Origin of the sequence: Cellulomonas carbonis, assembly GCF_014636275.1 — a bacterium.
Classification (GTDB): Bacteria; Actinomycetota; Actinomycetes; order Actinomycetales; family Cellulomonadaceae; genus Actinotalea; species Actinotalea carbonis.
Genome location: NZ_BMEB01000001.1, coordinates 382,395 through 397,302, shown reverse-complemented (window position 1 = coordinate 397,302; position 14,908 = coordinate 382,395). Strand labels below are relative to the sequence as shown.

At 74.7% G+C, this 14,908-nt stretch carries 14 protein-coding genes; 3 read left to right on the top strand and 11 right to left on the bottom strand.

The features are described from left to right. Positions 1-9: 9 nt before the first annotated feature. Together IEV86_RS01805 and IEV86_RS01800 are read left to right on the top strand one after the other, a co-directional pair. Positions 10-3,312, top strand: coding sequence for a proline dehydrogenase family protein (locus tag IEV86_RS01805; RefSeq protein ID WP_188484524.1), 3,303 nt, complete (start codon positions 10-12; stop codon positions 3,310-3,312). A 98-nt stretch (positions 3,313-3,410) separates the two neighbouring features. Continuing rightward, positions 3,411-5,144: a putative bifunctional diguanylate cyclase/phosphodiesterase gene (locus IEV86_RS01800; RefSeq protein ID WP_052426313.1), complete on the top strand. Its 1,734-nt coding sequence runs from the start codon at positions 3,411-3,413 to the stop codon at positions 5,142-5,144. 10 nt (positions 5,145-5,154) lie between these two features. Here the strand turns inward: IEV86_RS01800 and nusB are convergent, their stop codons facing one another. From nusB to aroQ, 5 genes are all read right to left on the bottom strand, one after another. Continuing rightward, complete coding sequence (gene nusB / locus IEV86_RS01795; protein WP_043607650.1) at positions 5,155-5,571, bottom strand: transcription antitermination factor NusB; 417 nt, start codon at positions 5,569-5,571, stop codon at positions 5,155-5,157. A 1-nt stretch (position 5,572) separates the two neighbouring features. Beyond that, entirely contained in the window at positions 5,573-6,136 is a 564-nt protein-coding gene (gene efp, locus IEV86_RS01790) for an elongation factor P (RefSeq protein WP_043607649.1), read from the bottom strand. Positions 6,137-6,345: 209 nt separating this feature from the next. After that, positions 6,346-6,846, bottom strand: a complete 501-nt coding sequence (locus IEV86_RS01785) for a hypothetical protein (RefSeq protein WP_043607648.1) — start codon at positions 6,844-6,846, stop codon at positions 6,346-6,348. After that, on the bottom strand, positions 6,843-7,445 hold the full coding sequence (locus tag IEV86_RS01780; protein ID WP_043607646.1) for a hypothetical protein: 603 nt from the start codon (positions 7,443-7,445) through the stop codon (positions 6,843-6,845). Before IEV86_RS01780 ends, IEV86_RS01785 begins: the two co-directional genes overlap by 4 nt. Before the next feature lie 22 nt (positions 7,446-7,467). Beyond that, complete coding sequence (gene aroQ, locus IEV86_RS01775) at positions 7,468-7,932, bottom strand: type II 3-dehydroquinate dehydratase (RefSeq protein WP_043607645.1); 465 nt, start codon at positions 7,930-7,932, stop codon at positions 7,468-7,470. A 197-nt stretch (positions 7,933-8,129) separates the two neighbouring features. Between aroQ and IEV86_RS01770 the strand changes: the two genes are divergently transcribed. Beyond that, positions 8,130-9,131, top strand: a complete 1,002-nt coding sequence (locus IEV86_RS01770; RefSeq protein ID WP_043607644.1) for a hypothetical protein — start codon at positions 8,130-8,132, stop codon at positions 9,129-9,131. Positions 9,132-9,138: 7 nt separating this feature from the next. Here IEV86_RS01770 and aroB read toward each other — a convergent pair whose 3' ends face one another. The 6 genes from aroB to pilM form a co-directional block, all read right to left on the bottom strand. Then, positions 9,139-10,269 (bottom strand): 3-dehydroquinate synthase, encoded by a 1,131-nt coding sequence (gene aroB, locus IEV86_RS01765; RefSeq protein WP_043607643.1) that lies wholly within the window; start codon positions 10,267-10,269, stop codon positions 9,139-9,141. Next, positions 10,266-10,802 carry a shikimate kinase gene (locus IEV86_RS01760; RefSeq protein WP_052426316.1) on the bottom strand — a complete coding sequence of 179 codons (537 nt, stop codon included), beginning with the start codon at positions 10,800-10,802 and terminating at the stop codon, positions 10,266-10,268. The genes aroB and IEV86_RS01760 overlap by 4 nt, the downstream gene beginning before the upstream one ends. A gap of 53 nt (positions 10,803-10,855) precedes the next feature. Next, complete coding sequence (aroC, locus tag IEV86_RS01755; protein WP_043607642.1) at positions 10,856-12,076, bottom strand: chorismate synthase; 1,221 nt, start codon at positions 12,074-12,076, stop codon at positions 10,856-10,858. 93 nt (positions 12,077-12,169) lie between these two features. Further along, entirely contained in the window at positions 12,170-13,036 is an 867-nt protein-coding gene (locus tag IEV86_RS01750) for a hypothetical protein (RefSeq protein WP_043607641.1), read from the bottom strand. Between the two features lies 1 nt (position 13,037). Next, entirely contained in the window at positions 13,038-13,766 is a 729-nt protein-coding gene (locus IEV86_RS01745; RefSeq protein ID WP_043607640.1) for a PilN domain-containing protein, read from the bottom strand. Continuing rightward, positions 13,763-14,827, bottom strand: a complete 1,065-nt coding sequence (pilM, locus tag IEV86_RS01740; RefSeq protein ID WP_043607638.1) for a type IV pilus assembly protein PilM — start codon at positions 14,825-14,827, stop codon at positions 13,763-13,765. The genes IEV86_RS01745 and pilM overlap by 4 nt, the downstream gene beginning before the upstream one ends. Positions 14,828-14,908: the final 81 nt, after the last annotated feature.

The following is a 14,908-nucleotide window of genomic DNA, read 5'->3' as shown; positions in this document are numbered from 1 at the left end:
GATCGCCGGATGGACGTCACCGACCTGACCGACGGCGCGGTCGCGCTCGCGCACCGCTGGCTCGCCGCGACGAGCGCGGGCGAGACCGACGCCGAGCGCCGCACCACGGGTCGCCTCGCGGCCCTGGTCGGCGACCCCGACGGGCTCGAGCTCGCGCTGCGCTTCGTCGACCGCGTCGCCCGGCCCGAGGACGTGCGCGTCGCGGCGGCCGAGCTCGCCGCGCTGCGCCCGTGGACGCGCGCGGCGGGCTCCTTCCTCGGTCCGGTGGACCGCGCGATGCTGCTGGCCGGCACCGCGGTCGCCCCCGTCCTGCCGCACGTCGTCGTGCCCGCGGCCCGCGCACGACTGCGCCAGCTCGTCGGGCACCTCGTCGCGGACGCCGGGCCCGGGCTCGCACGGCACGTCGCGTCGCTGCGGTCCCAGGGGTTCCGCCTCAACCTCAACCTCCTGGGCGAAGCCGTGCTCGGCGAGCAGGAGGCCACCGCGCGGCTGGCCCGGGTGCGCGCCCTCGTCGAGCGCGACGACGTCGACTACGTGTCGGTCAAGGTCTCGTCGGTCGCGAGTCAGCTGTCGACGTGGGACACGGCCGGCTCACGCGACCGTGTCGTCGACCGGCTCCGGCCGCTCTACCTGACCGCGCTCGAGCACGGGACGTTCCTCAACCTCGACATGGAGGAGTACCGCGACCTCCAGCTGACGACCGCGGTGTTCGCGGAGCTGCTCGCCGACCACGCGCTGCACGGCGCCGAGATGGGCATCGTGCTCCAGGCGTACCTGCCCGACGCGCAGGCCGCGCTCGACGAGCTCACCGACCTCGCGCGACGGCGACGCGCCGCGGGCGGGGCGCGCATCAAGATCCGCCTCGTCAAGGGCGCCAACCTCGCGATGGAGCAGGTCGAGGCCGAGCTGCACGGCTGGCCGCAGGCGCCCTACCCCGACAAGCCGTCCGTCGACGCCGCGTACGTCCGCCTGCTCGACCGCGCCATGGACCCCGCGCGCACCGCGGACGTCCGCGTCGGCGTGGCGAGCCACAACGTGTTCCACCTCGCGCTCGCGCACCTGCTGGCCGAGGCGCGCGGCGTCCAGGACGACGTCGACGTCGAGATGCTCCAGGGCATGGCCCCGGCGCAGGCCCGCGCGGTGCAGGAGACGGTCGGCCGCGAGGTGCTCCTGTACACACCCGTCGTCGCACGCGACGACTTCGACGTGGCGATCTCGTACCTCGTGCGGCGGCTCGAGGAGAACGCCGCCGAGCAGAACTTCCTGCACGCGCTGTTCGCCGGCGGCCACGGCGGCGGGGACGGCATCGCCGCGCAGGAGAAGGCGTTCCTCGCGTCGGTCGAGGGCTCGGCGGTCGTGGACCCGACGCCGCGACGTCGGCCGCGACCCGCCGTCGACCTCGAGTCCCCCGGAGAGCCCGGCTTCACCAACGCGCCCGACACCGACCCGGCCGTCGAGGAGTCGCGCCGCTGGGCCGCCGAGCTCCTGACGCGACGCGTCGAGGCACCCGCGGCCGTCCCCGTGCACAGCGAGGCCGCCGCGGACGCGGTCGTGGGGCGGGCTGCGGCGGTCGCGGCCGCCTGGGCGTCCACGCCGCCCGCACGCCGCGGGGCCGTGCTGCGCCGCGCCGCGGTGCTGCTCGAGGCCGCACGCGGCGACCTCGTCGCCACCATGGTCGACGAGGCCGGCAAGACCGTCCCCGAGGCCGACCCCGAGGTGAGCGAGGCCGTCGACTTCGCGCGGTACTACGCGGTCCGCGCCGAGGAGCTCGAGGACGGTCACGACCCGCACGCGGTGTTCCGGCCCGACGGCGTCACGGTCGTCACGCCGCCGTGGAACTTCCCGGTGGCGATCCCCGTCGGCTCGGTGCTCGCCGCGCTCGCGGCGGGGTCCCCCGTCGTCGTCAAGCCCGCCCCGCAGACGCCGCGGTGCGTGCGCGTCGCGATGGCGGCCGTGCACCGCGCGATGGACGAGCTCGGCGTGCCCCGCGACGTGCTGCAGGTGGTCGACGCCCCCGAGGGTGAGGTCGGACGCCGCCTGGTGAGCCACCCGTCGGTCGCCCGGGTCCTCCTGACGGGCTCGATCGAGACCGCGCGCCTGTTCGAGGGCTGGCGGCCCGACCTCGACGTGATGGCGGAGACATCGGGCAAGAACGCGATCGTCGTGACGCCGTCCGCCGACGTCGACCTCGCGGTCGCCGACGTCGTGCGGTCCGCGTTCGGCCACGCGGGCCAGAAGTGCTCGGCCGGGTCGCTGCTCATCCTCGTCGGCTCGGCTGGTCGGTCGGCGCGCCTGCGTCGCCAGCTCGCCGACGCGGTGTCGTCCCTGCACGTCGGTCCGCCGAGCGACCTCTCGACGGCCGTCGGTCCGCTCACCGAGCCGGCGAGCGGCAAGCTGCTCGACGCGCTCACGACGCTCGGCCCGGGTGAGCGGTGGCTCGTCCGTCCGCGCCGGCTCGACGCCGAGGGCCGGCTCTGGACGCCGGGCGTCAAGCACGGCGTCCGTCCCGGGTCCGCGTTCCACCTGACCGAGTACTTCGGGCCGGTGCTCGGCGTCCTGCGCGCCGAGACGCTCGACGAGGCGATCGATCTGCAGAACGCCGTGCCCTTCGGCCTCACTGGAGGTCTGCACTCGCTCGACGAGCGCGAGATCGAGCACTGGCTCGACCGCGTCGAGGTCGGCAACGCCTACGTCAACCGGCACATCACGGGGGCGATCGTGCAGCGCCAGCCGTTCGGCGGCTGGAAGGCGTCGGTCGTGGGCCCGGGCGCCAAGGCCGGCGGACCGCACTACGTCGCACAGCTCGGACGGTGGGAGGACGCGGCCGACGCGCCGGGCGACGAGGCGGCGTGGCTCGCCGCCGCACGCGCCGACGACGCGCGCGTCTGGGCGTCGGTCTTCGCCGCCGAGCACGACCCCAGCGGGCTGCGCGCCGAGGCCGACGTCCTGCGGTACCGACCGGTCCCCCAGCTCACTGTCCGCGTCGGCGACGACGCGCGCGGCCGGGACGTCACGCGGGTCCTGGACGCCGCCGCGACGGCGGGCGTCCCGGTGACCGTGAGCACCGCGGCGCAGGAGGACCACGCGGCGTTCGCCCAGCGGGTCGCCGCGGGCGAGGTCACCGGCCGGGTGCGCGTCGTCGGCACGGCACCGGGGCTCCGCGAGGCCGCCCGGCGGCGTACCGGCGAGGTGACCGTGCTCGACGGGCCCGTGCTCCTCAGCGCGCGGCGCGAGCTGCTCACGGTCGTGCGCGAGCAGGCGGTCAGCCGCACGCTCCACCGGTTCGGCCACGTCGCCGCTGCGCGGCACTAGGCCGTTCGGGTCACGTACGGCACGCGTGGGGCTCGTGTGACGGGTGAACAGGACGGACGTCCTCAAGAATCGCCGGGAGCACCCCGATACTCCCGCTTGTGACCGGTTTCGTCCTGCTCACCCAGATCCTCGCCGTCGTGGGTCTCGGATCCCTGCTCGTGGGGATCCCGGTCATCACGGGCATGAGGTCGCTGGGCTCCCGCCGCGAGAGCGCACGCTCCGCCCGCATGCGCTCGGCGGTCGAGTCCGTCGCCGAGGCCGCGTGGTCCGCACCGTCGGCCGACGCGATCCTCGAGCACGCGCTCGCGCAGTGCCGCGCGGTCACCGCGGGCGACGTCGACGGCGAGCTCGAGCGCCTCGCGGGCGGCCGGTTCCGGGCGCGGATCACGACGAGCCGCCGCCTCACCGCCGACGCGCACCAGTTCCTGCGTGAGCTCGAGCGCGTCGTCGCCGACGCCGCCGAGCGGCACACCCTCAGCGCGCGCCTGCGTGCGGTCTCCTCGACCGACGCCCTGACCGGCCTGCCGAACGGCCAGGCCCTCGAGCACCACCTCGCCCGCGCCCTCGCCCGGGCCGCCGCCGGCACGCACCCCGTCGCTCTGCTGGCGTGCGACGTCGCGGGGCTCGCACGCGTCAACGAGCTGCACGGCCGCTCGGCCGGGGACCGCCTCCTCCTGCGCCTCGCCGAGCACGTCGGCGAGACGACGCGCGACATCGGCTTCGTCGCCCGCACGGGCGGCGACCAGTTCGTCGTCGTCGTCGAGGCGCCGCCGGACGAGACGACGCTCATCGAGCTCGCCCGCCGCCTGCGCCGCGGCGCGGGGGTCCGCGGTGAGGCCGGGCTGTCCGGCCGGCTCGCGATCGGCCTCACGGTGTGGGAGCCGGGCGACCCCACCGTCGTCGAGGACGTCCTGCGGGACGCGCACGTCGCGCTCGCCGTCGCCCGCTCCAACGCCTCGGGGCTCGCCGTCTTCGACGCCGAGCTGCGTTCGCGCACGCTCGCGGAGACCGAGCGCCGTGACGCGCTCGCCCAGGCCGTCGACGCCGGGCGCATCGTCACCGTGCTCCAGCCGCTCGTCGACGCGCGGACCCTGAGCGTCGTGGGCGTCGAGGTGCTCGCGCGCTGGCACTCGGGCGACCGCCTCGTCGGGCCGGCCGAGTGGCTCGACGTCGCCGAGGACACCGGGTTGATCGTCCCGCTCGGCGCCGACGTGCTGCGTCAGGCGCGCGCCGCGAGCGAGCGGTGGCGCGTCGACGTCGCCGTCAACGTCTCGGCGCGCCAGCTCGACCTGCCCGACTTCGCCGAGCGCCTCGAGGAGGCGTGGGGCGACGACCGCTGGGACATGCTGACCATCGAGGTGACCGAGAGCGCGCTGCTGTTCGACGCGGCCCACGTGCGCGACACCCTCGAGACGCTCGCCGCGCGTGGCGTGCGCATCTCGATCGACGACTTCGGGACGGGCTACAACTCGCTCGCGCGGCTCGGCCAGCTGCCGCTGCACGAGCTGAAGATCGACAAGTCCTTCGTCGACGAGGTCACGACCGTCGAGGGCGCAGCCGTGGTGCGCGCGATCGTGGGTCTCGCGGAGGCGCACGGGCTCGACGTCGTCGCCGAGGGCGTCGAGCGTCCCGCGCAGCTCGCGGCGCTCGTCGCCCTGGGCGTCCCGACCGTCCAGGGCTACATGTTCGGCCGGCCCCGCCGGGACATCAGCGACGTCGTCGACGGGCGCGCCCGCCCTCGGCGAGCGGCGGCGCGGATCCCGCAGCAGCGGCCTGCGGGCCCGGACGCCGAGCCGGCGCTCCGGGTGGTCCGGCCGGTCGCGTCCGCCTGAGCGAAGGCGGTCAGGCGAGCAGCGTCGGCTTCAGCTCGACGACGCGGCCGAGGAGGCCGTTCACGAACGTCGGCGAGTCGTCGGTCGAGAGCGCACGGGCGAGCTCGACGGCCTCGTCGACGGCCACCGCGTCAGGCACCTCGGTGTTCCAGAGGATCTCCCACACGCCGACGCGCAGCACCGCGCGGTCCACCGCGGGCATGCGCGCGACGGTCCAGCCGTGCGAGTAGGTCGTGAGGATCTCCTCGATCTGACCGGCGTGGTCGACGACCCCCTCGACCAGGTCGACCGAGTACTGCGGGAGTGCAGCCTCGGTGCCGGGCTCCTCGATGCGCTGCCGGAGCAGGTCGATCGGGTCCAGGCCGCGCTGGTCCGCCTCGAAGAGGACGTCGACGGCGCGCTTGCGCGCCTTGGTGCGAGCGCCCAACTCAGTCGTTCACGCGGCCCAGGTAGGACCCGTCGCGCGTGTCCACCTTGACCTTCGTGCCGGTCTCGAGGAACAGCGGGACCTGGATCTCGGCGCCGGTCTCGAGGGTCGCGGGCTTGGTGCCACCGGTCGAGCGGTCGCCCTGGAGGCCTGGCTCGGTGTAGGTGATCTCGAGGACGACCGACGGCGGGAGCTCGACGTAGAGGGGGTTGCCCTCGTGCGTCGCGACGAGCGCGTTCTGGTTCTCGAGGAGGTAGTTCACGGCGTCGCCGACGACGGCCTCGGAGACGTGCAGCTGGTCGTACGTCGACGTGTCCATGAAGACGAAGTCGGCGCCGTCCTTGTACAGGTACTGCATGTCGCGCTTGTCGACGTTGGCCGTCTCGACCTTGGTGCCCGCGTTGAAGGTCTTGTCGACGACCTTGCCGGACAGGACGTTCTTGAGCTTGGTGCGCACGAACGCGCCACCCTTGCCCGGCTTGACGTGCTGGAACTCGACGACGGCCCAGAGCTGGCCGTCGAGGTTGAGCACCGTGCCGTTCTTGAGGTCGTTCGTGGTCGCCACAGCTGTCCTTCGGTCGGGTTCGCGGGTGCCGGTCGGGCGGTACCCCGGTGCCGGCGTCGTGCGGCCCGGCCGCGCGACGCTCCCGCTCGCGGGGCCGTCGTCCTGCGCCGGCCCGGTCGGGCCCGCGCGGAGCGCCGCTCAGTCTAGCGGCCCGACGGCGGGCCGCCGCACGCGCCGCGGGTGCGGGTGCACCTGGTGCGCACGGCGCCTCAGACGACGAGCGCGCGTCCCGCGACCCCCACCGCGACCGCCCAGCCGAGCGACGCGAGCGTCCCGATGACGAACCGCTCGCTCAGGCCCGGATGCTCGCGGAGCTCGGGGTACCGGCCGAGCCCCTTGATCGCGATGACGTAGGCGATCGCGGACGGGTCGCCGAGCACGAGCGCTCCCGTGGTGCCGAGCCGCTCGAGGACGCCGATCCAGACGCCGCCGCGCAGCACCGCGCGGTCGGGGACGGGCTCGTCGTCCGTCGTGCGGGCCCCCTGGACCGCGCCGGGCGGCGGCGGCACGGGGGCCTCGTCGCGTCGGTGCCCGTGGCCCGACGGCGCCGGGCGCGAGGGCGTCTCAGGGGTGAGGGGCTCCTCGACGGGGCCGGTCTCGGCGTCGCTCGACCGGGCCGCCCAGCGCAGGATCGCCGCGGTGAGCGGCCACCCGCCGAGCGCGCTCAGCAGCAGCGCGCCGAGTCCGACGAGCACGTCCACCCACGTCATACGGCCTCCTCGAGCAGTCGTGCGGCGGCGGGACGCGCGTCCCGCTCCTCGGCCCACAGGGCCGTGCGCAGCCGTTGGCTCACGGCCTGCTGGGTGATGCCGAGCCGCTCGGCGACGGCGTCCTGCGTCGCCCCGTCCTCGACCGCGTCGACGACCGCCCACCCCGCGTCCGTCCGTCGGGCGCGCACCGAGGCGACGAGCGTGAGCACGCCCTCGCACAGCTCCGCGCGGTCGGCGGTCTCGCCCTCGACCGCCACGGCGGCAGGGCGGGTGCGCGTCTTGGCGCGCTCGACGGCGCGCCGTGCGTGCACGAAGGCCGGTCCGGAGCCTGCGCGGGCGGCGGCCGGCAGCGGCTCGTCGACCGCTCCTGCGCCGATGCCGACGGTCCACCCGCCGAGGCGGAGCAGATCGAGCGTCAGCCGCACGACCACGTCGGCGTCGTCGAGGACGCCCTGGACCTCGTCGCCGACGGTGCGGTCGAAGCCGATGCGCACACCGGGGCTTCCGGGCGCAGCCCACACCGCGAGCCGGTCGAGCAGCGCAGGCACCGCGTCGCCGCGCGTGCGGCTCCCCTGCTGGTCCACGGTCATCACGAACATAGGACAAGCCTAGCGGCTTGTTTCACTCAGAACCAGGTTGCAGGCTTGTGGGTGCCGGAACAAGGGCTGCCAGGGCCAGACGGTAGGAGTCCAGCCCGAAGCCGGCGATCGTGCCGGTCGCGACGGCCGACACGACGCTCGTGTGGCGGAACTGCTCGCGCGCCGCGGGGTTGGAGATGTGGACCTCGACCAGCGGGAGTCCCGCCGTACCGAGCTGCGCGGCGGCGTCCCGGAGCGCGTACGAGTAGTGCGTGAAAGCCGCGGGGTTGATCACGACGGCGCACCGAGTGTCGACCGCCTCGTGGAGCCAGCCGACGATCTCCGACTCGTCGTCCGTCTGGCGCACGTCGACCTCGAGGCCGAGCGCCTCGCCCCACTCACGGACGTGGGCGGACAGGTCCGCGAACGTCGCCGACCCGTAGACCTCGGGCTCACGGACGCCGAGACGGCCGAGGTTGGGTCCGTTGAGCACCAGGACACGCGTCATGGCGGCAAGGCTAGGCGATCCCCTCCGGTCGTCGGCGGACCGTGCCACGGACAGTCGGCCGCTCGGCGTCCCCTGGGTCCGCGGTGGGCGGAGGCGTCCGGTTTCACCCGTCTCGCGCCTCATGTCGGTCAGTCGTGGGACCGATGCCCTGGTGGTCGCGACCAGGCGGGACGGCCCGCCCCGGAGAAGGGTGCCCTGTGGAGCCGCACGACGACGACGTCCGAGGCCGTGTCCCGTCCGACCCCGTGGCGCCGCCGCCTCCCGACGCCGTGGCGGCCGACCACCTGCCCGACGACCGGATGCTCCCCGCCGCGGAGGCCTTCGCGGCCCTGCGCGAGTCCGCCGGTGCCGCGTCGGCGCTCCGGAGGGCGTCCGCGACGGCGGGGGCGGGTGGCTGGGCGCCGACGGAGGTGGAGCACGTCGCCGTGGGCTCGAACCCGGACGCGGCACGCACCTTCGCCGAGCTCGCGGCGGCTCGTCCGCGCACGGCCCACCGCACGGGCGCGGGCGCGCTCGCGCCCCCCACGGCGACGGGCTCCCCCGGGGCGGCTGGGACCGGGACGGGCGGTCCGGACGGTGCGGCGACGGGCGGTGCGGACGGTGCGGCACCCGCACCGGTCCCCGCGGGCACGGTGTTCCTGCCGTCCGACGACGCCTCGGCGCCACCCGTCCCCGGACCTCGTGCGCCGATGGAGCCCCCGCTCGGCGACCCGCTCGGTCACCCGCTGGGTGCGCCCTCCGCGCCGGCGACGCCGTCCTTCAGCGCGGATGGCAGGTGGTGGTGGGACGGGTCGCGCTGGCAGGAGGTGGCGGTCGCGGAGAGGCCGACGTCGGCGTCGGGTCGTCGCCGGCGCCCGTCGGTGCGGACGGTCCTCGTCGTCGCGGCGGTGGTCGTGGTCGTCGGCGTGGTGGCAGGGGCGGTCCGCTCGGTCGCGACGGGTGCCGGGCGCACGGACCCGGCGCGGGGTGGGCTGTCGGGGCTGGCCGCGGCGCAGGACGCGCACCGGTCGACGACCGGTGCGTACGCGTCATCGGTCGACGAGCTCGTGCGCGACTCGACGTGGTACGCGCCGGACGGTGTGGTGGTCGAGGTGCTGCGGGCCGGCGACGACGGCTTCTGCGCGTCGGCGTCGTCGCGCGGCCGGGTGACGCTCTACGTCACCGAAGCGGGCGAGGTCTCGCGCGACGCGTGCGCGTGAGCGCTCGTCAGAGGAGCACGGGTGCTGGAGCGCCGGCGACGTCGCGGCTGACCTCGGCGTAGGCGGCGGCGAGGAGCGTCGGGTCGGGGCCCTCGAGGCGCGTGGGCCGTGCGACGTCCTCGAGGACGACGAACCGCAGCAGGTCCCCGCGGGTCTTCTTGTCGCGGCGCATCGCGCCGAGCAGCTGTTCCCACTTGTCGCCGCGGTACGTCACGGGCAGGCCGAGCGACGTGAGGACGGACCGGTGACGGTCGGCGACGTCGTCGGCGAGCCGGCCGGCGAGGCGGGCCAGCTCGGCGGCGAACACCATGCCGACGGAGACGGCGGCGCCGTGGCGCCACTGGTAGCGCTCGACGAGCTCGATCGCGTGGCCGAACGTGTGGCCGTAGTTGAGGATCTCGCGCAGGTCGGCCTCGCGGAGGTCCTCCCCCACGACGCGTGCCTTGACGGCGACGGACCGCTCGACGAGCTCGCGCAGCGTCGCCCAGGCGGCGTCGTCGGGCTGCTCGGCGGTGAGGGCGGCGGGGTCGGCCTCGACGAGCTCGAGGATGCGCGGGTCGGCGATGAAGCCGGTCTTGACGACCTCCGCGAGCCCCGCGGTGCGGTCGTGGCGGGGCAGCGAGCGCAGCGTCTCGAGGTCGCACAGGACGCCTGCGGGCGGGTGGAACGCTCCGACGAGGTTCTTGCCCTCGGCCGTGTTGATGCCGGTCTTGCCGCCGACGGCGGCGTCGACCATCGCGAGCAGGGTCGTGGGCACCTGGACGACGCGGACCCCGCGGAGCCACGTGGCGGCGACGAACCCGGCGAGGTCGGTGGTGGCCCCGCCGCCCAGCCCGACGACGGCGTCGGAGCGCGTGAAGTCCGCCTGGCCGAGCACCTGCCAGCAGAAGGCGGCGACCTGCGCGGTCTTGGACTCCTCGGCCTCGGGCACCTCAGCCAGGTAGACCTGGTAGCCCTGCGCGGCGAGGTCCTCGCGGACGGCTTCCGCGGACGTGGCGAGCGCGCCCGGGTGGATCACGAGGACCCGGCGCACGCCGTCGCCGAGCAGGCGAGGGAGCTCGCCGAGCAGGTGGCGGCCGACGACGACGTCGTACGGGCGGTCGCCGGCGACGGTGATCGTCGTGGGGGCGTCGGTCACGGGGTCCCTCCGGGTCGAGTGCTGCTCGACGGCACCAGGCGCGAGACCTGCTGCACGACGCTCTCCGCGGCTGCCCGGGGCGTGAGGCCGTCGGTGAGGACGTGCACCGAGGCCAGCCGCTCGTAGACGGGTCGACGGGCCTGCATGAGCGCCTGCCACTGCGCGCGAGGGTTGCCGAGCAGGAGCGGCCGCGACTGGTTGAAGCCGACGCGGGGCGCCGCGTGGCTGAGGGAGACGTCGAGGAAGACGACGGCACCTCCACCCGCGCGGTAGTCCTCGAGGAGGGCCTGCGTCGCTGGGTCGAGCACGGCTCCCCCGCCCAGCGCGAGGATCCCGGTGTGCTCGGCCAGCGCGGTCGCGACGGCGTCGCGTTCGAGGGCCCGGAAGTGGGGCTCGCCGTGGTCGACGAAGATGTCGGACACGGATGCGCCGGCCGCGCGCTCGACGTCGCGGTCGGTGTCGCGGACGTCGAGCCCGGTGATTCCGGCGAGCGCGCGGGCGACGGTCGACTTGCCGGCTCCCGGCGGGCCCATCAGGACGACCGCGGGGCCGGACGGGGTGGTCTGGTCGGGGTGGGGCGCGTCCGTCACCGGAGGAGCTCCGGGACGGCGTCGAGGTAGGCGGCGACGTTCCGGGCGACCTCGCCGACGCTGTCGCCGCCGAACTTCTCGACGACGGCGTCCGCGAGGACGAGCGCGACCATCGCCTCGGCGACGACGGCGGCCGGCGGCACGGCGCACACGTCGCTGCGCTGGTGCTGGGCGCGCGCGGGCTCGCCGCTGGTGGTGTCGATCGTGCTGAGTGCGCGGGGCACGGTCGAGATGGGCTTCATGGCGGCGCGGACGCGGAGCACCTCGCCGTTGGTCATGCCGCCCTCGATGCCACCCGCGCGGTTGCTGAGGCGCCGGATGCGCCCGGTCGTGGGGTCGCGCTCGATCTCGTCGTGGGCCTGCGACCCACGTCGGGTCGCGGTGCGGAAGCCGTCGCCGACCTCGGTGCCCTTGATGGCCTGGATCCCCATGAGCGCGGCGGACAGGCGCGCGTCGAGGCGACGGTCCCAGTGGGTGTAGCTGCCGATGCCGCTGGGCAGGCCGTAGGCGAGGACCTCGACCACTCCCCCGAGCGTGTCGCCGTCCTTGTGGCACTGGTCGATCTCGGCGACCATCGCGGCCGACGTGGCGACGTCGGCGCAGCGCACCGGGTCCGCGTCGAGCCGCGGGACGTCGTCGGGCGTGGGCAGCGGGGCGTCGTCGGGGACGGTCACCGGGCCGATGCCGACGACGTGCGCCACGAGCCGGACCCCGACCGCCTGCTCGAGGAACTTCGCCGCCACGGTGCCGAGCGCGACACGCGTCGCGGTCTCCCGGGCCGAGGCCCGCTCGAGCACGGGACGCGCGTCGTCGAAGCCGTACTTGCGCATGCCGACGAGGTCGGCGTGACCGGGCCGGGGACGCGTCAGGGGACGGTTGCGCGCGATCTCGCGCTGGTCGCCCGTGCCGGCGTCGACCGCGAGCCGCTCGGGGTCCACGGGTTCGGCGCTCATGACGTCGACCCACTTGGGCCACTCGGAGTTCGCGATCTCGATCGCGACCGGGCCGCCCTGCGTCACGCCGTGGCGCAGACCGCCGAGGATGCGCACCTCGTCCTGCTCGAACTTCATGCGTGCGCCGCGGCCATGGCCCAGGCGGCGTCGCGCGAGCGCGTCGCGCACGTCCGCCGTGGTCACCTCGACGCCGGCCGGGAGCCCCTCGAGGATGCCGACGAGCGCCTCGCCGTGGGACTCACCTGCGGTCAACCAGCGCACCATGGTCGCGATCCTCCCATGAGCGACCGACACGACCCGGCCCCCGTCCGGGCAGCGGACGGGGGCCGGGTGTGGTGGTGCTGGTGGTGCTGGTGGTCAGCCGGCGGTGCCGCCGACCGGGATCAGCGGGTTCTTGCCGGGCACCGCGCCGGGCAGCGGCGTCGGTGCGGCCTCACCCTCGCCAGGGGCTGCTGCCGGTGTCGTGGTGTCCTGCAGGACGTAGACGTAGCCGGCGATCGCCATCTCGAGATCCCCGGGGACTGTGGCCGGTCGGCCGCCGCTCTCGGCCACCTCGGTCTGGGCCTGACCCACGAACGAGGCCACGAGGAAGAGGCGCGACGTGCCGGTCTGCGCGGCGTCGAGGAACGCCACAACGTTCTCGTAGGAGCCGAGCGCCGAGAATCCGACCGGGATGGCGACGAAGCCAGGTGGTGCCGGAACGGGCACGGGCTCCGCGGTCGTCGGTGCTGGTGCTGGCTCGGTGGTCGCAGGAGCCTGTTCGGAGGCGGCCTCGCCCGTCGTGCCGGACTCGGCGGCAGCGGTCGCGTCCGTGGTGGCGGCCTCGGCGGGTGGCGCGACCGGCGTCACAGGGACCACCGCCGGGAGCGCGGCACCGACCTCGGACTGGAAGGCGGTGATGGTCACCGACCGCTCGGCCGCGATCCGCTCGAGATCACGTAGGTACGCCGACAGCTGCGCGTCGGTCGGAACCTGGACCTGGAGCGAGGCGAGCTCGGCACGCATCGCCGGCAGCTCCTCGAACTGCTTGGCCAGCCGGTCGATCTTGATCTGCTGGAGGTCGTTGGCCTGCTCGACCGACTCGGCCTGGGCCTGGGCCTGGGCCGCCTCGTCGAGCACCGGTCCGATGCCGAGGAACCAGGACCCCGCGCCCATCGCGGCGACGAGAGCCACGGTGCCAAGCACCCAGCCGGTCGCCTTGGGGCCGGTGTTGCGTGCAGCCATGTCAGCTCTCCTCCTCTGCGTCGGCCGCGGCGAACCGCTGCGCGAGGGCCGCGTCGGTGATCTGCACCGAGGACGTCACGGCGTAGTACCGGCTGCCGGCCTCGGCCCCATCGAGCGTGGCCGTCGTGACCCACGCGTCGGCGAACCCGGGGACGGACTCAAGCGCGTCGACCCACGCCGCGACGTCCGGCACGGTCGCCGTGCGCCCGGTGAACGTCAGGCGACCGATCGACGGCTCCTCGAGCGGCCCGGCAGGAAGAGGCGCAGGCTCGGTGGGCGTCGCGCTCGTGAGCGACACGTTCTCGAAGCTCACGTCAGCGGGTAGCACCGCGGTGATCGCATCGAGGTACGGCTTCCACAGGACCTCGGTCGACATGCCCAACTCCCTTGCGGTGCGCGTCGCTTCGAGCTGGGTCTGCACCTGGGGCACCTCGGCGTACTTTGCCTCCTCCGCCTGGAGGCGCGCCGTCTCCTGCTGGGCCTGGGCGAGCTGGTCCTGCGCCGAGGAGCGCTGCATCACGCTCCACACGAAGACGAGCACGATCACGAGGGCCACGACGCCGACGGCGAGCGCGAGCATGCGCTTGACGACACGGAGCCCCCGAGCGGCCTTGACCTCGGGCGGGAGAAGGTTGACCTGCGGCAGGCCGCCGACGAGTGCGGCGCCCTTCGGTGCACGCGGCGTCTTCTTGGCCTGAGCCCCGGTGGCGCGGTCGATGGTCGCGGTCATGCTGCCACTCCGTACGCCAGGCCCACCGGCATCGCCGCGAGGGACTCGGCCCCCGCGAGCTGCGACCGGTCGAGCGACTTGTTGAGCTTGACGCCCGCGAGCGGGTCGCCGAGGGTGACGGGCAGCCGGCTCGCGCTCGCGAGGTACTGACCCAGACCCGCCAGGTGGCAGCCGCCGCCCGTCAGGACGACGACCTCGATGCCGGCACCCGGGTGGTTGCCCTGGTAGTAGACGAACGTGTTCCGGATCGCCTCGACGAGCGCACGGGTCGGCGTGGCCACGGCGTCCGCGGCGGCCTGGCGCTCGGGAGCCACCTGGAGGCCGACACCCGTCTCACGCTTGACGCGCTCGGCGTCCATCGCCGAGATCTGCATCGCGCTGGCGACGGCGTCGGTCGCATCCTGACCGCCCGACGGCAGCGTCCGGATGAACCGCGGGACGCCGTGCGCGGCGACGACGACGTTCGAGACGCGCGCACCGATGTCGACGAAGGCGACGACCTGCTCGGCGAGCGGGCCGCGAGCCATCGCCCGAAGCAGCGCGAAGGCGTTGAGGTCGACCATGGTGGGCCGCAAGCCAGCACCCTCCACGGCCAGGACGTTCGCCGTGACCGTGTCTCGCTGAGCGGCGACGAGCATCCCCGTGATCATGCGACCGGCGGGGCCCTGGCTCTCGCCGGTCGGGAAGTAGTCGAGCAGTGCCTCGTCGACCGACATGGGCAGTAGCTCCTGGACCTGGAACGCCAGTGAGCCGCGGATCTGCGCCGCGGGCATCCAGGGCAGCTCGAGCTCACGCACGAGCACCCGCTGGTTGCCCACCCCGATGACGACGTCGCGCGTGCTGAACTTGGTTCGCGCCCACAGGTCTCGCAGCGCGGCGGAGACGATCGCTGACTCGGCGACCTCGCCGCCCCGGACCGCGCCGAGGGGCAGCGGGACCTGGCCGTAGCGCACGAGCGTCGGCGTCTGGCGGGTCGTGCGCGGACCGCGACCGAACTCGAGCTCGGCGGCGCGGATGAAGGTCGTTCCGATGTCGAGCCCGACGACTCGCGATGTGGCCACAGACGGGTCCTCTCTTCGAAGAGTGCGTCTGACCTATCGACAGCGGTCGGCACCTTCTTGAGCATTTGCGGCGACCGCGAC